Origin of the sequence: Neptunomonas qingdaonensis (assembly GCF_900113275.1) — a bacterium.
GTDB lineage: Bacteria > Pseudomonadota > Gammaproteobacteria > Pseudomonadales > Balneatricaceae > Neptunomonas > Neptunomonas qingdaonensis.
The window spans coordinates 62409-85280 of record NZ_FOOU01000011.1 but is presented as its reverse complement, the minus strand read 5'-3'; the positions used below and the strand labels follow the sequence as shown (position 1 = coordinate 85280).

19 protein-coding genes and 4 tRNA genes are annotated in these 22872 nt (G+C 47.9%); 12 read left to right on the top strand and 11 right to left on the bottom strand.

The window, feature by feature from the left end:
- Positions 1-23 precede the first annotated feature (23 nt).
- Positions 24-1145 (top strand): asparaginase, encoded by a 1122-nt coding sequence (locus BM099_RS14895; protein WP_090728931.1) that lies wholly within the window; start codon positions 24-26, stop codon positions 1143-1145.
- Between the two features lie 68 nt (positions 1146-1213).
- Here the strand turns inward: BM099_RS14895 and BM099_RS14890 are convergent, their stop codons facing one another.
- From BM099_RS14890 to hemA, 5 genes are read right to left on the bottom strand one after another with little or no spacing between them, the layout of a single operon-like run.
- Entirely contained in the window at positions 1214-1639 is a 426-nt protein-coding gene (locus BM099_RS14890) for a CoA-binding protein (RefSeq protein WP_090728929.1), read from the bottom strand.
- Positions 1636-2397: a HesA/MoeB/ThiF family protein gene (locus tag BM099_RS14885; protein ID WP_090728927.1), complete on the bottom strand. Its 762-nt coding sequence runs from the start codon at positions 2395-2397 to the stop codon at positions 1636-1638. Before BM099_RS14885 ends, BM099_RS14890 begins: the two co-directional genes overlap by 4 nt.
- Positions 2398-2422: 25 nt before the next feature.
- Positions 2423-3259: a peptide chain release factor N(5)-glutamine methyltransferase gene (gene prmC / locus BM099_RS14880; RefSeq protein WP_090728926.1), complete on the bottom strand. Its 837-nt coding sequence runs from the start codon at positions 3257-3259 to the stop codon at positions 2423-2425.
- A gap of 57 nt (positions 3260-3316) precedes the next feature.
- Positions 3317-4399 carry a peptide chain release factor 1 gene (gene prfA, locus BM099_RS14875; protein WP_090728925.1) on the bottom strand — a complete coding sequence of 361 codons (1083 nt, stop codon included), beginning with the start codon at positions 4397-4399 and terminating at the stop codon, positions 3317-3319.
- A gap of 3 nt (positions 4400-4402) precedes the next feature.
- Positions 4403-5668, bottom strand: a complete 1266-nt coding sequence (gene hemA / locus BM099_RS14870) for a glutamyl-tRNA reductase (protein WP_090728924.1) — start codon at positions 5666-5668, stop codon at positions 4403-4405.
- Between the two features lie 215 nt (positions 5669-5883).
- On the opposite strand from hemA, the gene BM099_RS14865 reads away from it, so the two are divergent.
- From BM099_RS14865 to BM099_RS14815, 11 genes are all read left to right on the top strand, one after another.
- Positions 5884-7590 carry a tetratricopeptide repeat protein gene (locus tag BM099_RS14865; RefSeq protein WP_090728923.1) on the top strand — a complete coding sequence of 569 codons (1707 nt, stop codon included), beginning with the start codon at positions 5884-5886 and terminating at the stop codon, positions 7588-7590.
- Positions 7587-8186: a lipoprotein insertase outer membrane protein LolB gene (lolB, locus tag BM099_RS14860; RefSeq protein WP_090728922.1), complete on the top strand. Its 600-nt coding sequence runs from the start codon at positions 7587-7589 to the stop codon at positions 8184-8186. Before BM099_RS14865 ends, lolB begins: the two co-directional genes overlap by 4 nt.
- Positions 8187-8280: 94 nt before the next feature.
- Positions 8281-8355: transfer RNA gene (locus BM099_RS14855), tRNA-Gln, on the top strand.
- Between the two features lie 66 nt (positions 8356-8421).
- Positions 8422-9363, top strand: coding sequence for a ribose-phosphate pyrophosphokinase (locus BM099_RS14850; RefSeq protein WP_090728921.1), 942 nt, complete (start codon positions 8422-8424; stop codon positions 9361-9363).
- A gap of 123 nt (positions 9364-9486) precedes the next feature.
- Entirely contained in the window at positions 9487-10074 is a 588-nt protein-coding gene (locus BM099_RS14845; protein ID WP_090728920.1) for a 50S ribosomal protein L25/general stress protein Ctc, read from the top strand.
- A 25-nt stretch (positions 10075-10099) separates the two neighbouring features.
- Complete coding sequence (gene pth, locus BM099_RS14840) at positions 10100-10687, top strand: aminoacyl-tRNA hydrolase (protein ID WP_090728919.1); 588 nt, start codon at positions 10100-10102, stop codon at positions 10685-10687.
- A 16-nt stretch (positions 10688-10703) separates the two neighbouring features.
- Positions 10704-11795, top strand: a complete 1092-nt coding sequence (gene ychF, locus BM099_RS14835; RefSeq protein WP_090728918.1) for a redox-regulated ATPase YchF — start codon at positions 10704-10706, stop codon at positions 11793-11795.
- Positions 11796-11954: 159 nt separating this feature from the next.
- Positions 11955-12031, top strand: a tRNA-Met gene (locus BM099_RS14830).
- A 13-nt stretch (positions 12032-12044) separates the two neighbouring features.
- Positions 12045-12119, top strand: a tRNA-Gln gene (locus BM099_RS14825).
- Positions 12120-12156: 37 nt separating this feature from the next.
- Positions 12157-12231: transfer RNA gene (locus tag BM099_RS14820), tRNA-Gln, on the top strand.
- A 100-nt stretch (positions 12232-12331) separates the two neighbouring features.
- Complete coding sequence (locus tag BM099_RS14815) at positions 12332-14455, top strand: EAL domain-containing protein (protein WP_177201200.1); 2124 nt, start codon at positions 12332-12334, stop codon at positions 14453-14455.
- Between the two features lie 111 nt (positions 14456-14566).
- Here BM099_RS14815 and serB read toward each other — a convergent pair whose 3' ends face one another.
- The 6 genes from serB to tgt form a co-directional block, all read right to left on the bottom strand.
- The gene (serB, locus tag BM099_RS14810) at positions 14567-15784 is read right to left on the bottom strand and encodes a phosphoserine phosphatase SerB (RefSeq protein WP_090728915.1); all 1218 of its coding nucleotides are present in this window, start codon (positions 15782-15784) and stop codon (positions 14567-14569) included.
- A 97-nt stretch (positions 15785-15881) separates the two neighbouring features.
- Positions 15882-18431, bottom strand: coding sequence for a ribonuclease R (rnr, locus tag BM099_RS14805; RefSeq protein WP_090728914.1), 2550 nt, complete (start codon positions 18429-18431; stop codon positions 15882-15884).
- An 87-nt stretch (positions 18432-18518) separates the two neighbouring features.
- A complete protein-coding gene (secF, locus tag BM099_RS14800; protein ID WP_090728912.1) occupies positions 18519-19445 on the bottom strand; it encodes a protein translocase subunit SecF in 927 nt (308 codons plus the stop codon).
- A gap of 11 nt (positions 19446-19456) precedes the next feature.
- Positions 19457-21310, bottom strand: coding sequence for a protein translocase subunit SecD (gene secD / locus BM099_RS14795; RefSeq protein WP_090728910.1), 1854 nt, complete (start codon positions 21308-21310; stop codon positions 19457-19459).
- Positions 21311-21378: 68 nt separating this feature from the next.
- The gene (yajC, locus tag BM099_RS14790) at positions 21379-21714 is read right to left on the bottom strand and encodes a preprotein translocase subunit YajC (protein ID WP_090728908.1); all 336 of its coding nucleotides are present in this window, start codon (positions 21712-21714) and stop codon (positions 21379-21381) included.
- Positions 21715-21742: 28 nt separating this feature from the next.
- Complete coding sequence (gene tgt / locus BM099_RS14785; RefSeq protein ID WP_090729042.1) at positions 21743-22864, bottom strand: tRNA guanosine(34) transglycosylase Tgt; 1122 nt, start codon at positions 22862-22864, stop codon at positions 21743-21745.
- Positions 22865-22872: the final 8 nt, after the last annotated feature.

Genomic DNA, 22872 nt, shown 5'->3' with positions numbered 1-22872 from the left:
TACTCCCCCGATGAGGCCTGCCTATGAATAAGTCCAGAGTTTTAATTATTTACACGGGCGGCACTATCGGCATGTGGCCCTCATCCAGTGGCTATGTACCACAAGGTGGCTTTGATGCGCTGTTGAAACAGAGACTGAATCAGATCTCTATTTCGGCACTCCAGCCATTTGACATTATAGAGCTTGAAAATCTGATCGACAGCTCAAACATTGAGCCAAAGGATTGGACAACGCTGGCTCACTTAATTACTCAACATTATGATCAGTATGATGGATTTGTGATATTACACGGCACGGATACGATGGCCTATACTGCCTCGGCACTCTCGTTTATGCTGACGGGATTAACCAAACCAGTGATACTTACCGGCTCTCAGATCCCTTTAGCGCAACCGCGTACCGATGCCACCAATAATTTATTAAACGCGATTGAATTTGCCCGCAAGCCAAACAATCAGGAAGTATGTATCTGCTTTGATGGAAAATTACTCAGAGGAAATCGTGCTAAAAAGATTCATACGTCATCACTGCGAGCCTTTGACTCACCCAACTTCAGAGCACTCGGCGAGTCTGGTATTAACATTCAGCTATTTAATGAGACTGTAAGGGTTAATGAGAGAAGTCGGGCTAATGAGAATGCACAGGACGGGGATTGCCTGACTACGTCTGCAGATACTCATGTAACCGCTAAACAGAAATTAACCTTTAAGACTCCTGATTTTAAGGTGCCAGACTTTAAGGTAGCAGAATTCACGCATCAGGTTGCTCAATTACATCTTTATCCGGGGATCAATAATGCCCAGCTGAAAGCAACCCTGGATAATGACGCTATCCGCGGCGTTGTCATGCTCAGTTACGGTGCAGGCAACCCACCCGATAACAACCAATATTTAATGTCTCTGCTTGAGCAAGCGAATCAACGTGGGGTCGTTATCATTAATCTGACATTATGCTCATACGGACAGGTCATTCAGGGTTCCTATGCGACCGGCGCAAAGCTCAATCAATTAGGCGTCATTCCCGGGGGGGATATGACGGTTGAAGCAGCCTTTACCAAACTGCTTTTTTTACTCGCCACTGAAACTGACATCCCGCATATCAAAACACTCATGGCCAAGCCATTACTGGGCGAGATGACACTCTAACTACACAGCGCTATTTACACGGCTAAACCGTAAAGGTTAACCGTGTTATTTATTCTGGCGATCACAGATTATGATGTAATTGCGGCGATACCCAGTCTTGGAATGTCAATGGCCGGACAACGATCCATGATCACATCTAATCCGGCTGCTGTGGCACGTTCAGCGGCAGCATGGTCAATCACACCCAACTGCATCCACACAGCCCTGGCACCGACAGCAATAGCCTCATCGACTACCCCACCTGCCGCATCAGAGTTACGGAAGATATCCACCAGATCGAGCGGCTCATCTATATCACTCAGCGAAGCGACAACCTTCTGCCCCTGAATCTCAACTCCCGTTTTAAGAGGATTCACCGGAATGACCCGATAGCCTTGCCGCAATAAGAAAGCCATCACACGATAGCTGGCACGCTCCGGCTTAGGGCTGGCGCCCACCAACGCGATTACCCGACTATTTTCCAGTATACGTTTAACCGTTTCTATCTCATTCATACAACAAACTCCTTTTGCGAGCAGACAGGACATGCAGGATCTGGTTTGAGTTTAAGAGAACGCCACTCCATATGCTTAGCATCCAGTAACAGCAGGCGCCCGGTCAATGAAGTGCCAATATTAGCGAGTACTTTGAGTGCTTCCAATGCCTGCATCGAACCAATAATACCAACCAAGGGTGATAACACCCCGGATTCTGAACAGGTTAGCGTTTCATCGTCACCTTCTTTGTATAAGCATTGGTAACAAGGACTACCCTTTACGCCTGGTTGAAAAACAGCTATCTGGCCTTCCATACGAATCGCCGCACCCGACACCAGCGGCTTTTGATGCTCTACACAGGCGCGATTCACCGCAAAACGCGTTGAAAAGTTATCTGTACAATCCAACACCAGATCGACCTGAGCAACCAATGTCTGCAATGCCTTCTCATCCAGTCGCTCAGCGCGTGTCACTATATTGATATCAGGATTAATTTCACGCAGCATCTGTGCAGCCGAATCGACTTTATTCATGCCAATACGTGCGGTGGTATGCACGATCTGTCGCTGCAAGTTGGAGAGGTCAACCTGATCATCATCCACCAGCACTAATTCACCCACACCCGCGGCTGCCAGATAAAGCGCGACCGGACTACCCAATCCACCTAAACCGATAATCAGCACCTTAGATGCAAGCCAACGCTCCTGACCATCAATATCAACATCGGCCAGCATTATCTGACGGCTATAGCGTAATAATTGTGCATCACTTAGCATTCGTATTTCTCCAGCAAACTATTTTCTACAACCGATTCCAACAACCCAGGCTTACACGATCATTGCCGGCGTAATCCTGATAGGTATTCACCTGCTCATAGCCACTATCGCAAAACAGCTTTCTGACAGCGGCAGCCTGTTGATAACCATGCTCAAACAACAACCAGCCACCCTTGAGCAAATAATCAGGGGCGGTATTGATAATATGCATAATATCAGACAGCCCGTTTTCAGCCGCGACTAACGCGCTCAACGGTTCAAATCGAACATCGCCTTGCTTTAAATGCTCATCGTGCTGATCGATATAAGGGGGATTACTGACAATCATATCAAAGCGCCCGCCAAGCGGTGCCAGCCAGCTTCCCTGAACAAAATTCACATCAGGCAACCCCAGCCTTGCCTGATTACGCTTTGCCAGATCAACGGCTGCATCAATACGATCACAACCCCAGACCTCCCAGGCAGGCCGCTCACTTGCCAGTGCTAATGCGATGGCTCCGGTTCCGGTTCCTAAGTCAGCTATGCGTAAGGGGGTGTTTTCAGGAAAAAGATTCAACGCGACCTCAACCAGCACTTCGGTATCGGCCCGGGGAATCAGGGTATCGGTAGTCACTTCAAGATCTAACGTCCAAAAAGCCTGTGTGCCGAGTATATAGGCAACAGGTTCGCCGTTTTGGCGGCGTTGCAGACAGGCAGTGAAGCGCTCAATTTGAGCAGACGTGAGCTCTTTTTCCGGCCAGGTCATTAAGTAGCTGGAGGGTTTTTCTAACGCATGACAGAGAAAAATTTCAGTATCCAGGCGTGGCGAATCACTGATGTCTTCAAGTCTTTTCGAAAACGCTAACGCTTCAGCAATTCGCATCACAGCCCTTCCCGTTTATTCGGATCTATTGAATCAGATCCGGGTATTCAGACCCTTCTATTCAGAGAGAGCCCCCAGCAGTTCTGCCTGATATTCGTGCATCAGCGGGTTAATCACCTCTTCCAGCTTACCTTCCATAATCTCATCCAGCTTATAGAGGGTTAGATTAATACGGTGATCAGTGACTCGCCCCTGAGGATAATTATAGGTTCGAATACGCTCCGATCTATCACCGCTACCGACCAGACTTTTACGAGTAGTCGCCTGCTCGGCAGCATGTTTTTCCATCTCAGCTGCTTGTAAGCGCGATGCCAACAGCGCCATCGCCTTGGCACGGTTTTTATGCTGTGACCTTTCTTCCTGACACTCCACCACCACACCTGTCGGAATGTGGGTCAGACGGATCGCTGAGTCTGTTTTGTTGATATGCTGCCCACCCGCACCCGACGCACGGTAAGTATCTACACGCAGATCGGATTTATTAATCTGGATTTTTTCAACATCATCCAGCTCAGGCATCACCGCCACAGTGCAGGCAGACGTGTGAATACGCCCTTGTGATTCGGTTTCAGGAACACGCTGTACGCGATGTGCACCGGACTCAAATTTCATCCGCGAATAAACATCCTGACCAACAATCCGTCCGATCAGCTCTTTATAGCCGCCATGTTCGCCATCACTGCTACTGACAATTTCTATGCGCCAACCCTGCGCTTCCGCAAACTTTGAGTACATACGGAAAAGGTTACCTGAGAAGATAGCCGCTTCATCACCACCGGTACCGGCACGAATTTCAAGAAAAACGTTACTGCCGTCATTAGGGTCTTTAGGTAACAGGTGCACCTGCAGCTCTTCTTCGAGCTTAGCGATACGCGCCTGAGCATCCGACCACTCATCTTTAGCCATCTCGCGCATATCCGGATCACTGTCTTCCATCATCAGCTGCGCTTCTTCAACATCATCTTTTGCCTGCTGGTAAGCGGCATACGACTGCACCACAGGCTCAAGTTCAGCATACTCTTTAGAATAATCACGGAATTTATTCTGGTCTGAGATAACACCCGCATCACTTAATAACGCGGATAGCTCTTCAAAGCGATCTGCCAGCTTTTCCAGCTTGGTTTGTATAGACTCTTTCATGTATCAGTTTTCGTCCGAATCAGACAATTGGAAAAGCGTTTGCGCAGCATTGACAATGTCAGACTGCCCTTCGGCGCTTGCTTTTCTAAGTTGAATTGTTGGGTGGTGAAGTACTTTATTGGTTAAACGTCGCGCCATCTGAGTTAGCACTTCTTCAGGGTCTGTGCCTTTTTTCAATTGTTTCAAGGCCACTTCTACTTCTTGATCCCGTAGCGATTCATAACTGCCTCGTAACCGGGTCACGGTATCTACGGCATCCAATGAGCGTAACTGGCGCATAAAGTCATGCGCACCGACGTCGATGATCGCTTCTGCCTCTATTGCTGCGCTTTCACGGCTACGCTGATTTTCTTCAATCACTTCACGCAAATCATCTACGGTATACAGATAAACATCATCCAGCTCTGCAACCTGTGATTCAATATCCCGCGGCACTGCAATATCCACCATGAAAATAGGACGATGCTTACGTTTTTTCAACGCTTTCTCAACAGCCCCTTTGCCTAAAATAGGTAACTGACTGGCAGTAGAGGAGATGATGATATCGGCGTCGACTAAAGCATCGGGGATATCACCCAGCATGATGGCCTTACCATTGAAGGCTTGCGCAACGTTTAAAGCACGGCTGATGGTGCGATTCGCGACGGTAATCTGGCTGACCCCTGCATTGACTAAATGCTGAGCGACCAGCTCAATCGTTTCCCCTGCGCCAATCAGCAACGCCCGACTGTCTTTAAGATCAGAGAAAATATGCTGAGCCAGATTAACCGCAGCATACGCCACAGAGACAGGGTTCTCACCAATAGCGGTATCGGTGCGAACTTTTTTGGCCACCGAAAACGTTTGTTGAAATAAACGGCCGAGTTCGGCGCCGACAAAGCCCTGTTCCTGAGAGACCGAGTAAGCAGACTTAAGCTGACCTAAAATTTGCGGCTCACCCAGCACTAACGAATCAAGACCACTGGCAACCCGCATCATATGTTTTGCTGCAGACTCATCCCAATGAGTATAGGCACACGCCTCAAGCTCGCTCAGCTCAAGACCATGATACTCACCCAGCCATTCCAGCACAGCACGAGTACCCGGCAACTCTGTCGAACAATACAGCTCTGTTCGATTACAGGTAGACAGGATGGCGATTTCTTTTAGCTGTGCAAATCCATGCGCTTGCCGCAGGGCATCCGCCAGCTTATCCGGACTAAATGCCACCCGTTCGCGAACGGAGACAGATGCCGTTTTATGATTTATGCCTAAAGCAAGAAGTGACATGGATCGATTAACTACACCAGACATTCAATAAGCGCGCAATGATACACCTGTTTAGCCTAAAACATAAATTACCCGGGGATTGAAAATACATTAAATGGAACCTATTAAAGCTGTATTACACTAATCTGGGTATGCTTTGGCGATGACAAGGCCTATCAATCTCTACTATAGTGACGGTAGTCAGTAGTACATCAACCTTGGATCGATCATATATTGTGCTAAAAAAAATATTCTACTTGATAGTTTTCAGTACAGGGATACTGACCGGCTGCAGCTCAACGCAGACTGTAAAAGAAACCGTCACGCCAAGCCCACTATGGGAAAGTACTTATCAACAAGGCGAGCTTAATGGCGAGTCGCTGTATGATCTGCTCATTGCCGAGCTGGCCGGTCATCAGCAGCAATATGACATATCGCTTGAAAAATACCTGAAACAAGCCGAACTCACCGGCGACCCGGGTGTTATCCGACGTGCTGCACGTATCGCACAGTTTACAAAAAATTCAGTTGCACTGGAAAAAGCCGCCAGAATCTGGGTTAAGTACGAACCTGAAAGCAATGAACCGCAAACATTACTGGTTGGCATGCTGATTCAGCAGGGTAAATTTTCAACGGCACTCCCCTTTATTGATAAGGCACTCGCCACCGATAGCCATCCGATCTTAGCTTTACTCAATAGCCGTGCTACAAAAATGTCAGCCGCCGATGCGCAGGCATATCTGGACGTACTCATTAAGCAAAGCAAAATCACGCCAAAGAATTCTGATCTATGGTTAACCAGGGGAGTCTTCGAGCGCCACCTGAATGCAACAGAAGCGGCATTAATAAGTTTTGATAAGGCCATTCGCTACAACCCTGAGGCTGAAACTGCTTTTGTACAAAAAGCAGATTTACTGAAAGATGCAGGACGATTTAAAGAGGCGCTAGCGGTCATTTCTCAATGGCTGGACAAAGACCCCGAAAATAAGCAATTAATTATTCTCAAAGTGCAGACGCTTTATAAAGCTGACTCCCCTAATGCGGCCGTCAAACACAGCCAGCAGCTTATCTCAGACTACAGCACCGACAACCAACTTCATCTCTATCTAGCCTTGCTCGCCCTGGATTTCAATCGCCTCGATGACAGCAAAAGCATGCTGAAAACTATTTTTGCACGAACCCGGGATAACACTCTGAATTTTTATCTGGGCCTGATAGAAGAGCAACAAAACAACCCGGAACTGGCTATACAACATTATCTGCAGGTCGATCGCGGCAACAACATTTTACCGTCATACAATCGCAGCCTGGCACTGCTGAGCAACGCTCAGGACGAAACTCGCGTCAACACTATTATGGAAAATGCGATCAATAAACACGCCAATCTCGCCCCGGACTTAATCAACCTGCATGCAGACTGGCTGAGAAGCTTTGACTTTAACGACAAGGCCATTAGCCGCTTGAGTGAAGGAGTCAGTGCATATCCCGAACACATAAATTTACGCTACTCCCGGGCGATGATGCGCCCACCCGAAGAGTTTCCGCAATCCGAAATCGACTTTCGTTTCATTTTAGAGAAAGAGCCTGACAACGCCATGGCACTGAATGCATTGGGCTACACACTGTCTCTTTATACCGAACGTTATAACGAGGCATACGAACTGCTCAACAGAGCGATTCAAATCAAGCCCGACGACCCTGCTATTATGGACTCGATCGGCTGGGTGTTATTCAAACTACAACGCCATGAAGAGGCACTCAATTATTTACAAAAAGCCTACAAGGTATACCCTGATGCGGAAGTAGGAGGTCATCTTATCGCTGTTTTGGTCGCATTAAATCAGCGCCCCAAAGCACAACAGATTTTCACCGAGCTATCCAAAAAATTTCCGGATAGTCCACATCTACCGGATGCCCAGAGAGCACTGAACGCGCCTTTATGAAAAAAATAATCTTACTGTTTTTTATCCCTTTTTTTATGTCAGCCTGTAGCCTGATCCCCCGCGGAGAAGTCCCCGCACCAACGGCCACCTATAGCTGGGAAGAGCATCAATTAAACGTCAGCCAAATGACTCGCTGGGTCGCGACCGGGAAAATTGGCATTCGCACTCCGGATGACTCTCAATCCGCCTCTTTATCCTGGCAACAAGATCAGCAGGCGTATGAAATCAGCCTGAAAGGCCCTCTGGGTCAGGGCGGCGCCACCATAAGCGGTGATCAACATTCCGCCACCCTGGAAATCCCCGGAGAACAACCAATGGCCGCGGGGTCTCCAGAAGAACTACTAAGCCTTCGCCTTGGCTGGGAAATTCCGGTAAAAGATGCTCAATACTGGATAAAAGGCATCCCTGCACCAGGCAGCGATTATGACACCGTTCTGTATGAAAACCGTTTAGCCAGACTTACTCAGCAAGGATGGGAAATTGAATATCAGAATTATCTGGAAGCTGATGAAACCAGCCTGCCAGGCAAGCTGACTCTGAGCAGAGAATCGCTAAAACTCACTCTTATCATCGGTAACTGGCGCAGAATTGATTAAAAAGAGCACAATTTTCATTTTTACTTGACCATTTAGGCTGTTTTTAAGAGAATAGCGCCCTCTTTTTGAGGGGAACATCCTCCAGAGAATATACTGGGGTATCGCCAAGTGGTAAGGCACTGGATTCTGATTCCAGCATCCGCAGGTTCGAATCCTGCTACCCCAGCCAGTAATCAATGATGAGTTCCCACTCAACATGACTTCCAATGATGACAAGTCCGAAAAGGTGCAATCCATGTCTGAAATGATGGTTTTCACTGGCAATGCTAACCCAGAGCTTGCGCTCAAAGTTGTCGAGAGACTCGACATACCGATGGGAAAAGCACACGTTGCGCGTTTTAGCGACGGTGAAGTCAGTGTCGAAATCCAGGAAAACGTCCGCGGCAGAGATGTTTTTATTATTCAATCCACCTGTGCACCGACCAACGACAACCTCATGGAATTGATTGTCCTGGCAGATGCTCTACGTCGCGCATCTGCTGCCCGTATCACGGCTGTTGTACCTTATTTTGGTTACGCCCGACAGGATCGTCGTCCGCGTTCAGCTCGTGTTGCCATTACCGCCAAAGTTGTCGCCGACATGATGACAACTATCGGCGTGGATCGTGTATTGACCGTTGACCTGCATGCTGATCAGATTCAGGGTTTCTTCTCCGTCCCTGTAGATAACGTCTATGGTTCGCCAGTATTACTGGATGATATCGTTGATCAACAGTACGAAAACCCAATGGTTGTTTCTCCTGATGTGGGTGGTGTAGTACGTGCGCGTGCAGTCGCTAAGCAGCTGGACTGTGACCTGGCCATCATTGACAAACGTCGCGAGCGTGCCAATGAATCTCAGGTGATGAACATCATCGGTGATGTCGAAGACCGCACCTGCATTCTGGTCGATGACATGTGCGATACAGCAGGCACACTTTGCAAAGCAGCGCAGGCATTGAAAGAGAACGGCGCGGCACGCGTCATCGCTTATGCTACACATGCCGTATTGTCAGGCCCTGCTATTAAAAACATTACAAACTCTATGCTGGATGAACTGGTTGTCACTGACACCATTCCTCTGTCAAAAGATGCGCAGCAATGCAGCAAAATCCGTCAGTTGACTTTAGCGCCATTACTGGCAGAAGCCGTTCGACGCGTTTGCAACGAAGAATCTATCAGCGCTATGTTTCGTTAATAACGAACATAGTCTGAAAAGAAGCCCGCTACCGGGTATACGAAGTCCTGAAAAGGGCTATTTAAAATCACTTTAGGGCCCTGGTCGCGAGGTTCTGAAGGTAGTTTAATTATAGGTAAAAAAATGTCTAATTTTGTAGTTGAAGCTGTAACTCGTGTAGATCAGGGGAAAGGTGCGAGCCGCCGCCTGCGTCACGAAGGCCTGGTACCAGGCGTTGTATATGGCAGTGAAACACCTGTTTCTATCTCCATGATCAACAAAGATTTAACCAAGTTAATCACTGATGAGTCATTCTTCTCTTCAATCCTGACACTAAAAATCGACGGTAAAGAAGAAAAAGTAATCATCAAAGATCTGCAGCGTCATCCTGCCAAGTCAGTCGTCATGCACGCTGATTTTCAGCGCGTTGATAAAGACAGCAAAATCAAAATCACAGTGCCTCTTCATTTCGTAAACTTTGCACAATCTGCAGCCTCTAAAGCTGCTGCAAAATTTGCAGTTGAGAGCAACGTTGTTGAAATTCTTTGCTTGCCAGCAGACTTACCAGAATCACTGAACGTAGATCTTTCAGGTATTGAAATCGCACAGACGCTTCACTTCTCTGACATTACTCTACCAAAAGGCATCGAAATTGCTGCTTTACGTCGTGGTGAAGACCATAACCAGGGTATCGGTTATGTATACTCCCCACGCGGTGTTAAAGCAGACTAAAACGCTCTAGGACATCAACTCTGGCATGAAAGACACAATACAGCTCATTGTAGGCCTCGGTAACCCGGGTGCTCAATACGCTAAAACCCGTCACAATGCCGGAGCAGAGTTTGTCGAGCAGCTTGCTGCCCAACAACTCACTTCCCTGCAAGCCGATAAAAAGTTTTTCGGCTTGTACGGGAAGATTATTCTGAACAATCAGACGATACATCTGCTGATACCCATGACTTTTATGAACCTCAGTGGGCAGTCAGTCTCAGCACTTGCCAATTTTTATAAAATTCCTCCTGAAAACATCCTTGTTGCTCACGACGAACTAGACCTGCCACCCGGCACTGCGCGCTTAAAAAAGGGCGGCGGACACGGTGGGCATAACGGCCTCAGAGATATCATCAGCAAGCTGGGAAATAACAAGAATTTTTATCGACTGCGTCTTGGTATCGGTCACCCCGGTCACGCCAGCGCCGTTGCAGATTTTGTACTCAGTAAAGGGCCTATCAGCGAACGCAATAACACTCAGGCAGCGATTGAAGAATCGATCCGCTATCTTCCTGAAGCAGTGAGCGGCGATTGGGCAAAAGCCATGAATAAACTCCACAGCTTTAAAGGCTAACGAAAGGTAATACACTATGGGTTTTAAATGCGGAATCGTTGGCCTGCCTAACGTAGGTAAATCAACACTTTTTAACGCACTCACCAAAGCCGGCATTGACGCAGAAAACTTCCCCTTCTGCACGATCGAACCCAATTCAGGCATTGTCCCTATGCCTGACGCACGCCTGGATCTGCTTGCAGAGATTGTTAAACCAGAGCGCGTACTGCCAACTACCATGGAATTTGTGGACATTGCAGGCCTGGTAGCAGGTGCTTCCAAGGGTGAAGGTTTAGGCAATAAGTTTCTTGCCAACATCCGCGAAACAGACGCTATCGCACATGTTGTTCGTTGTTTTGATAATGACAACGTTATTCATGTTGCTAACAAAATAGACCCTATTGCCGATATTGAAATCATCAATATGGAACTGGCATTAGCGGATCTGGATTCGGTCGAGAAGCAGCTGTTTAAAGTCCAGAAACAAGCCAAAGGCGGCGACAAAGACGCCATTAAAGCCAAAGCGTTACTCGAACGCCTTAAGCCTCACCTGGAAGAGGGACTGTCGGCTCGTGCATTAACCTTCAGCCCTGAAGACCTGAAAATCATCAAGAGTTTCCACCTGATCAGCATCAAACCGATGATGTATATCGCCAACGTCGATGAAGACGGTTTTGAAGACAATCCTTATCTGGATCAGGTCAACGAATTCGCTAAGGCAGAAGGCGCTCAGGTTGTTGCTATCTGTAATAAACTTGAAGCTGAAATCGCCGAACTCGATGACGATGAGAAAAACGAATTCCTCCAGGACCTGGGAATGGAAGAAGCCGGACTGGATCGCCTCATCCGCGCAGGTTACGTGCTCTTAGGCCTGCAAACCTACTTTACTGCAGGTGTTAAGGAAGTCCGTGCCTGGACTGTGCCTATCGGCGCTACGGCTCCACAAGGCGCCGGCGTCATCCATACTGATTTTGAAAAAGGCTTTATTCGCGCAGAAGTGATTGGTTATGAGCATTTCATCGAATTTAAAGGTGAGCAAGGCGCGAAAGATGCCGGAAAATGGCGTCTGGAAGGTAAAGACTACTTATTAAAAGACGGTGACGTAGTCCACTTCCGCTTCAACGTGTAAACGCTACCCTTCTACGGGTTAGCGGAAAGCCACACGCACAACCAAAAGCCGACTTTTCTGTCGGCTTTTTCATATAAATCAACGCTATTTTAATTTTTTACATTTTACGTGTTGACACAATTTAGAAAAAATAGAATAATGCGCGCCTCGAATGACTACGGCGATGTAGCTCAGTTGGTTAGAGCAACGCATTCATAATGCGTGGGTCGCAGGTTCAAATCCCGCCATCGCCACCATTCGTAGAGATATAGGGGTATAGCCAAGCGGTAAGGCAACGGGTTTTGATCCCGTCATGCGCAGGTTCAAATCCTGCTACCCCTACCATTCTCTGATGAATCTCTAGATTCATATTCTTTGTTACAGGGGTATCGCCAAGCGGTAAGGCACTGGATTCTGATTCCAGCATGCGTAGGTTCAAATCCTTCTACCCCTGCCATTTCTTCCTTCTATATTTTCCTGACAGATCTTAGCAAACCAGCTAAACTTTAGCGTACGTTTTTATGCAGTACTCAGCTATCGATTTAAGGGAATTTTGGATGAAAGAGGCGGTCACCACATCTGACGCTCTGATACAGCGGTTATCTGATCAGCGCAGGCAGCGACTACGTAAAAACGTCCAGATTCTTTTTCTAGGCCTTAGGTCGGAAGAAACCAACCCCATTATTTCACTGCTACGTGGCGCACGCCTCGCCCCTCGTGGTCGACAGTTAAATACTGAAAGCGAATTCATTGAAGCACTCAGCGAACGCTCCTGGGATCTGATTATATGCACTTCTGAGCGTGAAGACTTTGCCATTAAGCAAGCCATGCAACACCTCAAACGCTTTGATAAAGACATCCCTGTGATTCAATTAGTACCCCACCCGGATAGCCAGCTTCTACTGCAAGGATTAAAAGCCAATATGCAGGCGGTTGTTCCTCTGGATGAGAAAGAGCTACTACTCATCACTATTCGCAGAGAACTGGAGCACCTGGAGAACCGCCGGCGGATGCGTCTGGTAGAGTCTCAGTTGACCGAAGCAGAGAAGCGCGTACGCTTATTAATGGAGCGTTCTACGCTGGCGATTGCTTATTTTGATGCAGAACGCTTATTACTCGCTAACAACGCATTTGCGTTACTCTTTGGCTATGACAACCCGGAAAAACTTCAGGGCAAACTGATTGATCAGTTTGTCGTTCCACAAGATAGCAATGAGCTATATGAACAGGTTCGCTATTTTGCCGAAGAGAACTTAAAAGAGCTTATCTTCCAGCTTACCGGCCGCCGGGCAGACGACTCTAACTTTAAAGCGCATTTAGAACTACAAGAGACACGCATCAACAACAAACCTTGCGTGCAGATTATCGTACGCGCCGAAAGCCAACACCAAAGTAAACAGTCTTTCAGCGAGCATGACCCTATTACCGGACTATATAACGCTGATTTTTTCCAGCGACGCCTGGACGAAACCATCCAGGCTGCACTGCCCGGCGGACGTGATTGCCACCTGTTTTATATCCTCTTAAATAATCACGCCCAAATTCGTGCCGAGTACGGCAGCGACAGCTGCGACCATATTGCCCGCGACCTGGCCGACATACTAAAAAAGAACATCAACCCGGTACACATTAAGGCCCGACTTTCAGAAGACACCTTTAGTGTTATTTTCCAAGACCCCAGTCAGGACAAAGCCGCGTCGGTCGCTGAGGAGCTAAGTGCCATCATTAGGCAACATACATCCACTATCAACAATATTCAGCTGCCACTCACTTGCTCCATCGGTATTGTGACCATTACCGATACGTCACCAGGCACAGTCGAACTGATTGAGCGCGCCAAGCAGGCAGCCGAAAGCATCACAACAGGCACCAATAACGTTAAGTTTTACATCCCTGACAATTCGCCCACCGAACTAGATAACCCTGACGCTGTTAAGGCGCTCAAGGCAGCGGTGCAGAATCAAAACTTTAAATTATTGTTTCAGCCTATCGTTCCACTTTCGTACAACAGCCAACTAAGTCACTACGAAGCACTCTTAAGATTACTCGACAAAAACCAAAACGAGCTCTCCCCCACCACCTTCTTAGATACAGTGGAACTTGCCGAACTCAGCATAACCATGGATCGCTGGGTAATACTCAAGTGTATCCACCACTTACGCGAAGAACTCAACAAAGGCAATAAACACCGCCTGTTTATCAGCGTAACCAAAAAAACCTGGGGAGATCCGGAGATTCTTGAATGGCTAGCCGAGCAGCTAAGGGAGCTTCGCATCCCGGCAGACCATCTGGTTTTCCAAATCAGCGAAAGTGACTGCTCCAGCCATTTAGCCGCTGCTCAGGCATTCACTGCCGGTTTGAAGAAATTACACTGCCTGATTTGCATCAAACATTTTGGCTGCTCCAGTAACGCCACTCAGGTGCTACGACAAATCAATGCAGACTACGTAAAACTGGACGGCTCCTTTGTTCAGGAGCTAGCTACCACCAACGCGCTTGATGTGACATTTGAGACAATGGCAGAAGCATTAAAATCGCAAGGCAAGATCACAATCGCGCCACTTGTTGAAGACCCTAAAATAATGAGCCGCTTATGGAAGTCGGGAGTCGGCCTGATTCAAGGCTATTATCTACAGCCACCGCGTGACAAGATGGATTATGATTTTTTCGAAGGGCAATAAGGCGGGGAAAAACGGGTAACAAGGTTGGCATTAAAAAGAACAATAAAAAATGCCAGTGAACTCCATCACGGGTTTCACTGGCATTTTTTTACATGCTAATCAAATATCAGGTTAACGCAACGAATCGCGGTCTCTAAAGCCAATCAAATATAAGATACCATCCAGACCGAGTGTTGAGATCGCCTGTTTGGCGCTCTGACGCACTAACGGCTTAGCTCTGAAGGCAACCCCCAACCCAGCAATAGATAGCATTGGCAGGTCGTTTGCGCCATCTCCTACCGCAATCGTTTGCTCAAGACGCACACCTTCACGTTCGGCTATCTCTCTGAGCAATTGAGCTTTGCGGTCTCCGTTGACAATCTCGCCGACCACCTCGCCCGTCACCACACCGTCACGAATATCCAACTGGTTAGCATAGACGTAATCAAAGCCAAGCTGCTTCTGCAACTTTTCAGCAAAATAAGTAAAACCACCCGAAAGAATAGCGGTTTTAAAGCCCAGCATTTTCAGATGAGAAACCAGATCTTCCGCCCCTTCGGTCAGAGGTAAGCGCTGTGCAACCGATTCGAGCACACTCGCATCCAACCCTTTGAGCAACGCTACCCGACGCCGGAAGCTTTCATTGAAATCGAGCTCACCACGCATAGCTGCTTCAGTGATTTCAATCACCTGATCGCCGACACCCGCCTCTTTAGCCAACTCATCAATGACTTCTGCTTCAATCAGCGTCGAATCCATATCAAACACCACTAAACGGCGATGTCTACGGAATATATTATCTTCCTGAAAAGCGATATCGACATCTAACTCATTGGCTGTACGAAGAAACTCCTTCTGTACCAGCGATATATCTGGCGTTTCACCCCGAACCGAGAATTCTACGCAGGCCTTAGATTTTTCAGGCACATCATTTAGCAAGGATAAACGCCCGGACAGACGCGTTATCTTATCGATATTAAGGCCATGCTGAGCCGCCACATCCGTCACTGTCGCAATCTGCGCTGCGGTAATTTTGCGCGCCAGCAGAGTAATAATATGGCGCGCTTTACCCTGACCTGTCACCCACTGCTCATACGCATCCTCATCGATAGGCTGAAAGCGCACTTTCATATCCATCTCATGGGTTTTGAACAAAAGATCACGCAAAATAGGCGAAGATTCTGAAACCTGGGGTACTTCAATCAGAATACCCAAAGACAAGGTATTGTGAATAACGGCTTGGCCAATATCCAGAATATTGACCTGAAAGCCAGCCAGAATGGACGTTATAGTGGACGTAACACCTGGCTTATCTTCACCAGAAATCGTTAACAGGATAATCTCTTTCATCAAATCTTCCAGTTCAGCTTAACTACACATTTTGCCAATAAATAATGGGCGGATTATACCAAAGGAAATCCGCCATGAATCACTTGCTGGTTTCAGATCACTTAGCTGAGGTGGGTTTTTTAGTCTTTTTCGAACGCCGTTTGCGCGCCTTCTTGCTTTTCCCTTCGCCACCTTTAGAAAGCGCCGCCACTTCTCTTTCAGCCGCGGACAGATGCGCTTTTTTATGCGCCGAGCCCTGATGCCCACTCTTTTTAGTGTCAGTCTTACCTTTACCGCCAGTCTTAGATTTAGAGGCGCCACGGCCGCTACGTTCTTTTGACTTAGGCCGATCGCCTTCAGGGCCGATTTTGCCTTCAGCCAACAATTGCCGCTGACTCACTTTCGCTTTAACTTCCTGGCCGCTATTCAAGGTACCGATCAATTCAAAATCTATTTTGCGATCATCCAGATCAACTCTTGCCACCTGTACACGCAAGCGATCACCCAGCTTAAATACTTTACGCGTACGCTCACCTACCAACCTTTGTTTTGCCGCATCAAAGTGATAATAATCACTGGGCAGAGCGGTGATATGTATCAGCCCCTCGATATAAACAGACTCAAGCTCGATGAAAAGCCCAAAGCCGGTTACCGCTGAAACCACACCTTCATACTCATGCCCTACCTGGTCCTGCATAAACTCACATTTGAGCCAGGCTTCGACATCACGGGTAGCATCATCGGCACGCCGCTCAGTCATTGAACAGTGCTCACCTAGCTGCACCACTTGCTCAGTGGTATAGCGATAGCGAAAAGCAGGGTTTGGAGAAAAACCCTCCGGACGACGAATCGTACGTGCCTGTGAATCAGAATGAATCAGGGCTCGAATAGCCCGATGTACCAGCAGATCAGGATAACGACGAATCGGCGATGTAAAATGCGTATAGGCAGGATAAGCCAAGCCAAAATGACCATGATTCTCGGGGCTATAAACAGCCTGTGCCATAGAGCGCAACATCATGGTTTGTATCACATGCCGGTCGGGACGCTCTTCGATCCATTCAGCCAGCTGCTGATAATCTTTAGGATCGGGCTCATCACCACCCCCCAGGTTAAGCCCCAGCTCTCCTAAATATGCCCTAAGGCTCTCTAGGCGCCCGACTTTAGGGCCATCATGAACGCGATAAAGGGTTGGCATATCGGCACTGCTGAGAAAGCGTGCGGTGGCCACATTGGCACACAACATACATTCTTCGATCAGTTTATGAGCGTCATTACGTATCACAGGTATGATCTGCTCAATCTTCCTCTGCGGACCGAAAATCATACGGCTTTCGGTAGTATCGAAGTCAATCGCCCCGCGTTTAACGCGCGCAGCTCTCAAGGCAAAATATAAAGAATATAAATGTTCCAGATGAGGTACGACGTGTGAGTACTCATTGCGCAAAGCAGCACCGTCATCTGACTCAGGCTCCATCAGCATAGCGCCTACTTTTGTATAGGTAAGCCTTGCCTGAGAGTTGATAACCGCTTCATAAAACTGGTAACCCGAGAGAACCCCTGCCGCACTCACGGTCATCTCACAGACCATCGCTAAACGATCCGCATTCGGATTTAACGAGCATAAGCCATTGGAGAGCAGCTCAGGCAACATCGGCACCACAAACTCAGGAAAATAGACCGAGTTGCCGCGTTTAAGCGCCTCCTGATCTAACGCCGTGGCAGGGAGCACATACCAGGACACATCTGCGATAGCGACCCACAAACGCCAGCCGCCACTGCCCTTTACTTCTGCATAAACAGCATCATCAAAATCCCGGGCATCTTCACCATCAATGGTCACAAAAGGCAGATGGCGCAAATCAACACGGTTCAGTTTGGCTGATTCTTCAACCTCGGGTGTTAAATCACCGATCTCCTGATGAATCGCATCTGGCCATTCATTCGGAATATCGTAATTATGAATGGCAACCTGAATCTCCATTCCGGCAGCCATATGGTCACCGAGAACCTCGATGACACGCCCCTGTGGCATATTTCGCTTACCTGGTTGCTGAGTAAGCTCAACCACCACCAGCTGATCATCTTCATAAACCAAGGCACTGTCAGGATCAGCAATCACCATCACCTGCTGCGTGATACGCTGATTCTCTGGGCGCAGATGCCCGAAACCAGCCGATCCTTTAAAACGTCCTACCAATTTATGCGTGCAATGTTCCAGTACTTCAACAATCTTACCTTCGCGCCGCCCCTTGTGATCAACGCCGATCTCCTGCACCACCACACGATCACCATCAAACACCTGACGCATCTGTCGTGGGCTGATAAACAAGTCATTACCGCCTTCATCCGGTTTCACAAAACCAAAACCATCACGATGCCCAATCACTCGCCCAGAGATAAGATCCATTTTCTTAATCAGACCAAACTCGTTTTTACGATTACTCATTAACTGACCATCGCGACACATCGCTTTAAGTCGTCTGGAAACCGCTTCTATGCCATCCTCGTCGTCAACCTTCAGTTCAGCACATAGTCTGCCATGGCTGATTGGAGCCCCCCAACTCAACAAAAAATCAAGAATATACTCACGGCTAGGTACCGGATTCTGATATTTATCAGCTTCGCGCTGAGCTTCTGGATCATTCTGGGTCCAATCTTTACTCATGACTTTCCATCCAATAGAACAACTTTTTTTAACAGTATGTCGCATAAACAAACAGGCCGGCAAGATGCCGGCCTGTGTTTTTCTTATTTATGGAAGCTCGTCTATCGCTTCCTGATCATCTTTAGGCGGTGGTATTAAGTCTTCCTTACAAAGCCCCATCATAATGAGCGCGTTGGCTGCTACATAGATAGAAGAGTAGGTACCCACAACCACCCCCACCAACAGCGCAATCGCAAAACCATGAATCATCTCACCACCAAAAAACGCTAATGCAACCAGCACCAGCAAAGTAGTAAGCGAGGTCATCAGGGTTCGGCTTAACGTCTGGCTCAGGGAGATATTCATAATCTCGATTGAGGTTTCGTTACGTAACTTCCTGAAGTTCTCCCGAATTCTGTCGGCAACAACGATGGTATCGTTTAATGAGTAACCAATAACCGCCAATACCGCTGCCAGCACGGTCAGATCAAACTCAATCTGAAACAGAGCAAAGAAGCCGACAACAATTAAGACATCATGCGCCAGTGCCACCACCGCACCCACAGCAAATTTAAGCTGAAAGCGAAATGACACATAAACCATGATCATAAACAGCGCGAGCAACAATCCCAACCCGCCCTGCTCACGCAGCTCTTCACCAACCTGAGCGCCGACAAATTCATTACGACGTAACTCAATGGTCTGAGTTTCACCCTCCTGAAGCGCAGCCAAGACTTTGTCGCCCAACTTAGGATCATGATCAGATCCCAAACGAATCAGAATATCAGTGGATGCGCCAAAGGTTTGCACCACTGCGCCTTCAAAACCAGCATTCTGCAATTGCAGGCGAATATTATTAAGATCCGCTTCCTGCTCATAACCGACTTCAACCAAACTACCGCCGGTAAAGTCCAACCCAAAGTTCAGGCCACGGACCGCCATCGAGCCGATTGAGAGGAGCAATAAAATCACAGAAAAAATCGTGGCCAGCTTACGCAAACCCATGAAGTTATAAGTTTTTAGATGTGCAGACATTTTCAATTACCTCAGATCGACAGCGACTTAAGCTGACGGCCACCATAGGTTAAGTTGACTAACGCTCGTGTCACCAGAATTGCAGTGAACATTGAGGTCAAAATACCCACCGACAATGTAATCGCGAACCCTTTCACCGGCCCGGTTCCCATCGCAAACAAAATTACAGCGGCTAACAGGGTGGTAATATTGGAATCAAGAATAGTGGTAAATGCACGATCGAAACCCGCATTAATAGCTGACTGCGGCGGCAGACCATTCTTCAGTTCTTCTTTAATACGCGCAAATATAAGCACGTTAGCATCAACGGCCATACCCACGGTTAAGACGATACCCGCGATGCCCGGAAGCGTCAGTGTTGCCGATAGCAAGGACATGACCGCCACCAGTAATACCAAGTTAACACACAAGGCAATATTCGCCAGCAAGCCAAATACGCGATACACCACCAACATAAAGAGCAGCACCAGGGCAAAGCCTATCTGCACTGAGGTAATACCCTGTTTAATATTTTCAGCCCCCAGACTCGGCCCAACGGTACGTTCTTCAACAAAATACACCGGAGCCGCCAACGCACCTGCGCGTAGCAACAACGCCAGCTCTGAAGATTCACCACCGCCATCCAGACCTGTTATACGAAACGAAGAACCCAGTACCGACTGAATAGTCGCCAGCGAAATAATCTTCTTCTCGATATAAGGGATACGCCTTTCGACCTGCTCCCCATCAACAGTCTCAATCAAGGTACGCGCTTTATGCTCAACAAAAATTACTGCCATACGCCGCTTCACCGCATTACGCGTGGTACGACCCATCAGCTGCCCACCCTTGCTATCGAGCGTGATCGACACCTGAGGCTGGCCATTCTCGTCAAACGTTGACTGCGCATTCGAGACACTCGAGCCGGTGATGATAATATCTCTCTCCAGCACCGCCGTGCGCCCTGGTTCATTGCGGAACTCATACGTTTCAGTCAACGCACGGCTAACATCTGATTTTGCTTCAAGCCTGAACTCAAGATTAGCCGTCTTACCGATAATACGTTTCGCTGCGGCGGCATCTTGCACACCCGGCAGTTGAACGACAATACGATTACGCCCCTGACGCTGCACCAACGGCTCAGCGACACCCAGCTCATTAACTCGATTACGCAAGGTTGTCAGGTTCTGTTTGATCGCATAATCTTCGATCGCACGCGTTGTTTGCTCTGTCAGCGTAATGACCAGATAATTACCATTTTCGTTATCATCGGTCTCATAGAGAAATTCGGTATAGTCTTTGCGCATCAATGCCAAGGCACTATCGCGGATTTCTGCATCCGCAAACTTCACTTCCAAACTGCCATCGTCACGATGGTCTACCGAACGGTAGCGCAGTTTTCCTTCACGAAGCTTCAGTTTGATTTCTGAAACGTAAACATCAAGACGCTGTGCAACAGCCGTCGCCATGTCGACTTCCAGCAAGAAATGCACACCACCGCGCAGATCAAGCCCAAGCTTCATCGGACCTGCGCCAAGCGCTTCCAGCCATTCCGGTGTAGTGGCTGCCAGATTAAGTGCAACCACATAGTTGTCACCCACCGCAGTGCTGATGACTTTTTTGGCACGCAATTGCGTTTCACCATCAGCAAAACGAATCAAGCCACTATTATTCGCCAGCTCAACCTCTTTATACGCCAAACCTTCGCGTTTTAAGGCAGAGATCACGGTATCCATCAGTGGTTGATCTACCTGATGAATGTCACGATTTCCTGACAGCTGCACAGCATAATCTTCAGGATACAGATTGGGGGATGCGTACAACGCACCAATCAGCAATACAAAGATGAGAAGTAGATTTTTCCACAGTGGGTAGCGGTTGAGCATGGTGCCCGTTCCTTGTATACAAACGAAAACGCCACTAAGAAGAGTGGCGTTTCAAACAAACTTAAGTATCAGATACTTTTCAGAGTACCTTTAGGCAATACAGCTGCAACGTGTACTTTCTGGAAAGTCAGCTCAGTACCAGCGCTTACTTCAAGAACTACATAATCATCGTTCAGCTTAACAACTTTGCCCAAGATACCACCAGCGGTTAACACTTCATCACCTTTGGCCAGATCATTGATCAGTGCTTTATGCTCTTTGGCACGCTTAGCCTGTGGGCGCCACATGAAGAAATAGAAAATTAAACCAAAGCCCAACAGAAAAATAATGTTGAAAAAACCCGGGTCCATTTCTCCGGCAGCACCTGCTGCTTCAGCGTAAGCTGGGGAAATAAAGAAGCTCATTGCTACTCCTAACGTTATGAAATTAAAATTAATTTTTGGCTAACGGCGGCACTTCCATACCCCGATTGCTGTAGAACTCTGTTACAAAGTCGTCCAATTTACCCTGTTCAATAGCCGCACGCAAACCTGCCATCAATATCTGGTAATAGCGTAGGTTATGAATAGTATTTAACTGCGCGCCCAAAATCTCATGACACTTATCCAAATGATGCAGATAAGCGCGACTGAAATTCTGACAGGTATAGCAATCACAAGTTTCATCTAATGGACGCGTATCAGTTTTATTGGAGGCGTTTCTTAGTTTTACAACCCCTGTAGAAACAAACAGATGGGCATTTCGTGCATTACGCGTGGGCATAACACAGTCGAACATATCCACACCGCGACGTACGCCCTCCACCAGATCTTCCGGCTTGCCGACACCCATCAGGTAACGCGGTTTGTCTTCAGGCATCTGGTGTGCCAGATGATCCAGCACTTTAACCATTTCGTCTTTGGGCTCGCCTACCGATAAACCACCAATGGCATAGCCATCAAAATCGATCTCGGTCAATCCAGCCAACGACTCATCACGAAGATGCTCGTACATTCCGCCCTGAATAATGCCGAACAGTGCCGAAGGGCTATCGCCATGCGCCTCTTTAGAGCGCTTCGCCCAACGTAACGACAAACGCATCGACTGAGCCGCTTCCGTTTCGGTTGCAGGATAAGGCGTACACTCATCAAAGATCATGACCACATCAGAGCCCAGCTCACGCTGCACCTGCATCGAACGCTCAGGATCAATAAAAACTTTAGAGCCGTTCACCGGTGACTGGAACGTCACCCCCTGCTCGGTAATTTTACGCATCTTACCCAGACTGAACACCTGAAAACCACCGGAGTCCGTCAAAATAGGCCCTTGCCACTGCATAAAGTCATGCAGATCACCGTGCATCTGAATAATTTCAGTACCCGGGCGCAGCATCAGATGGAAAGTATTTCCCAAAATCATATGCGCACCGATCGCCTCAATATCTTTAGGCAACACCCCTTTCACCGTGCCATAGGTACCAACAGGCATAAACGCAGGCGTTTCAACAACACCCCGTGGAAAGGTTATACGACCACGACGAGCTTTGCCCTGTGTCGCGATCTTCTCAAATTTCATAAAGCAGT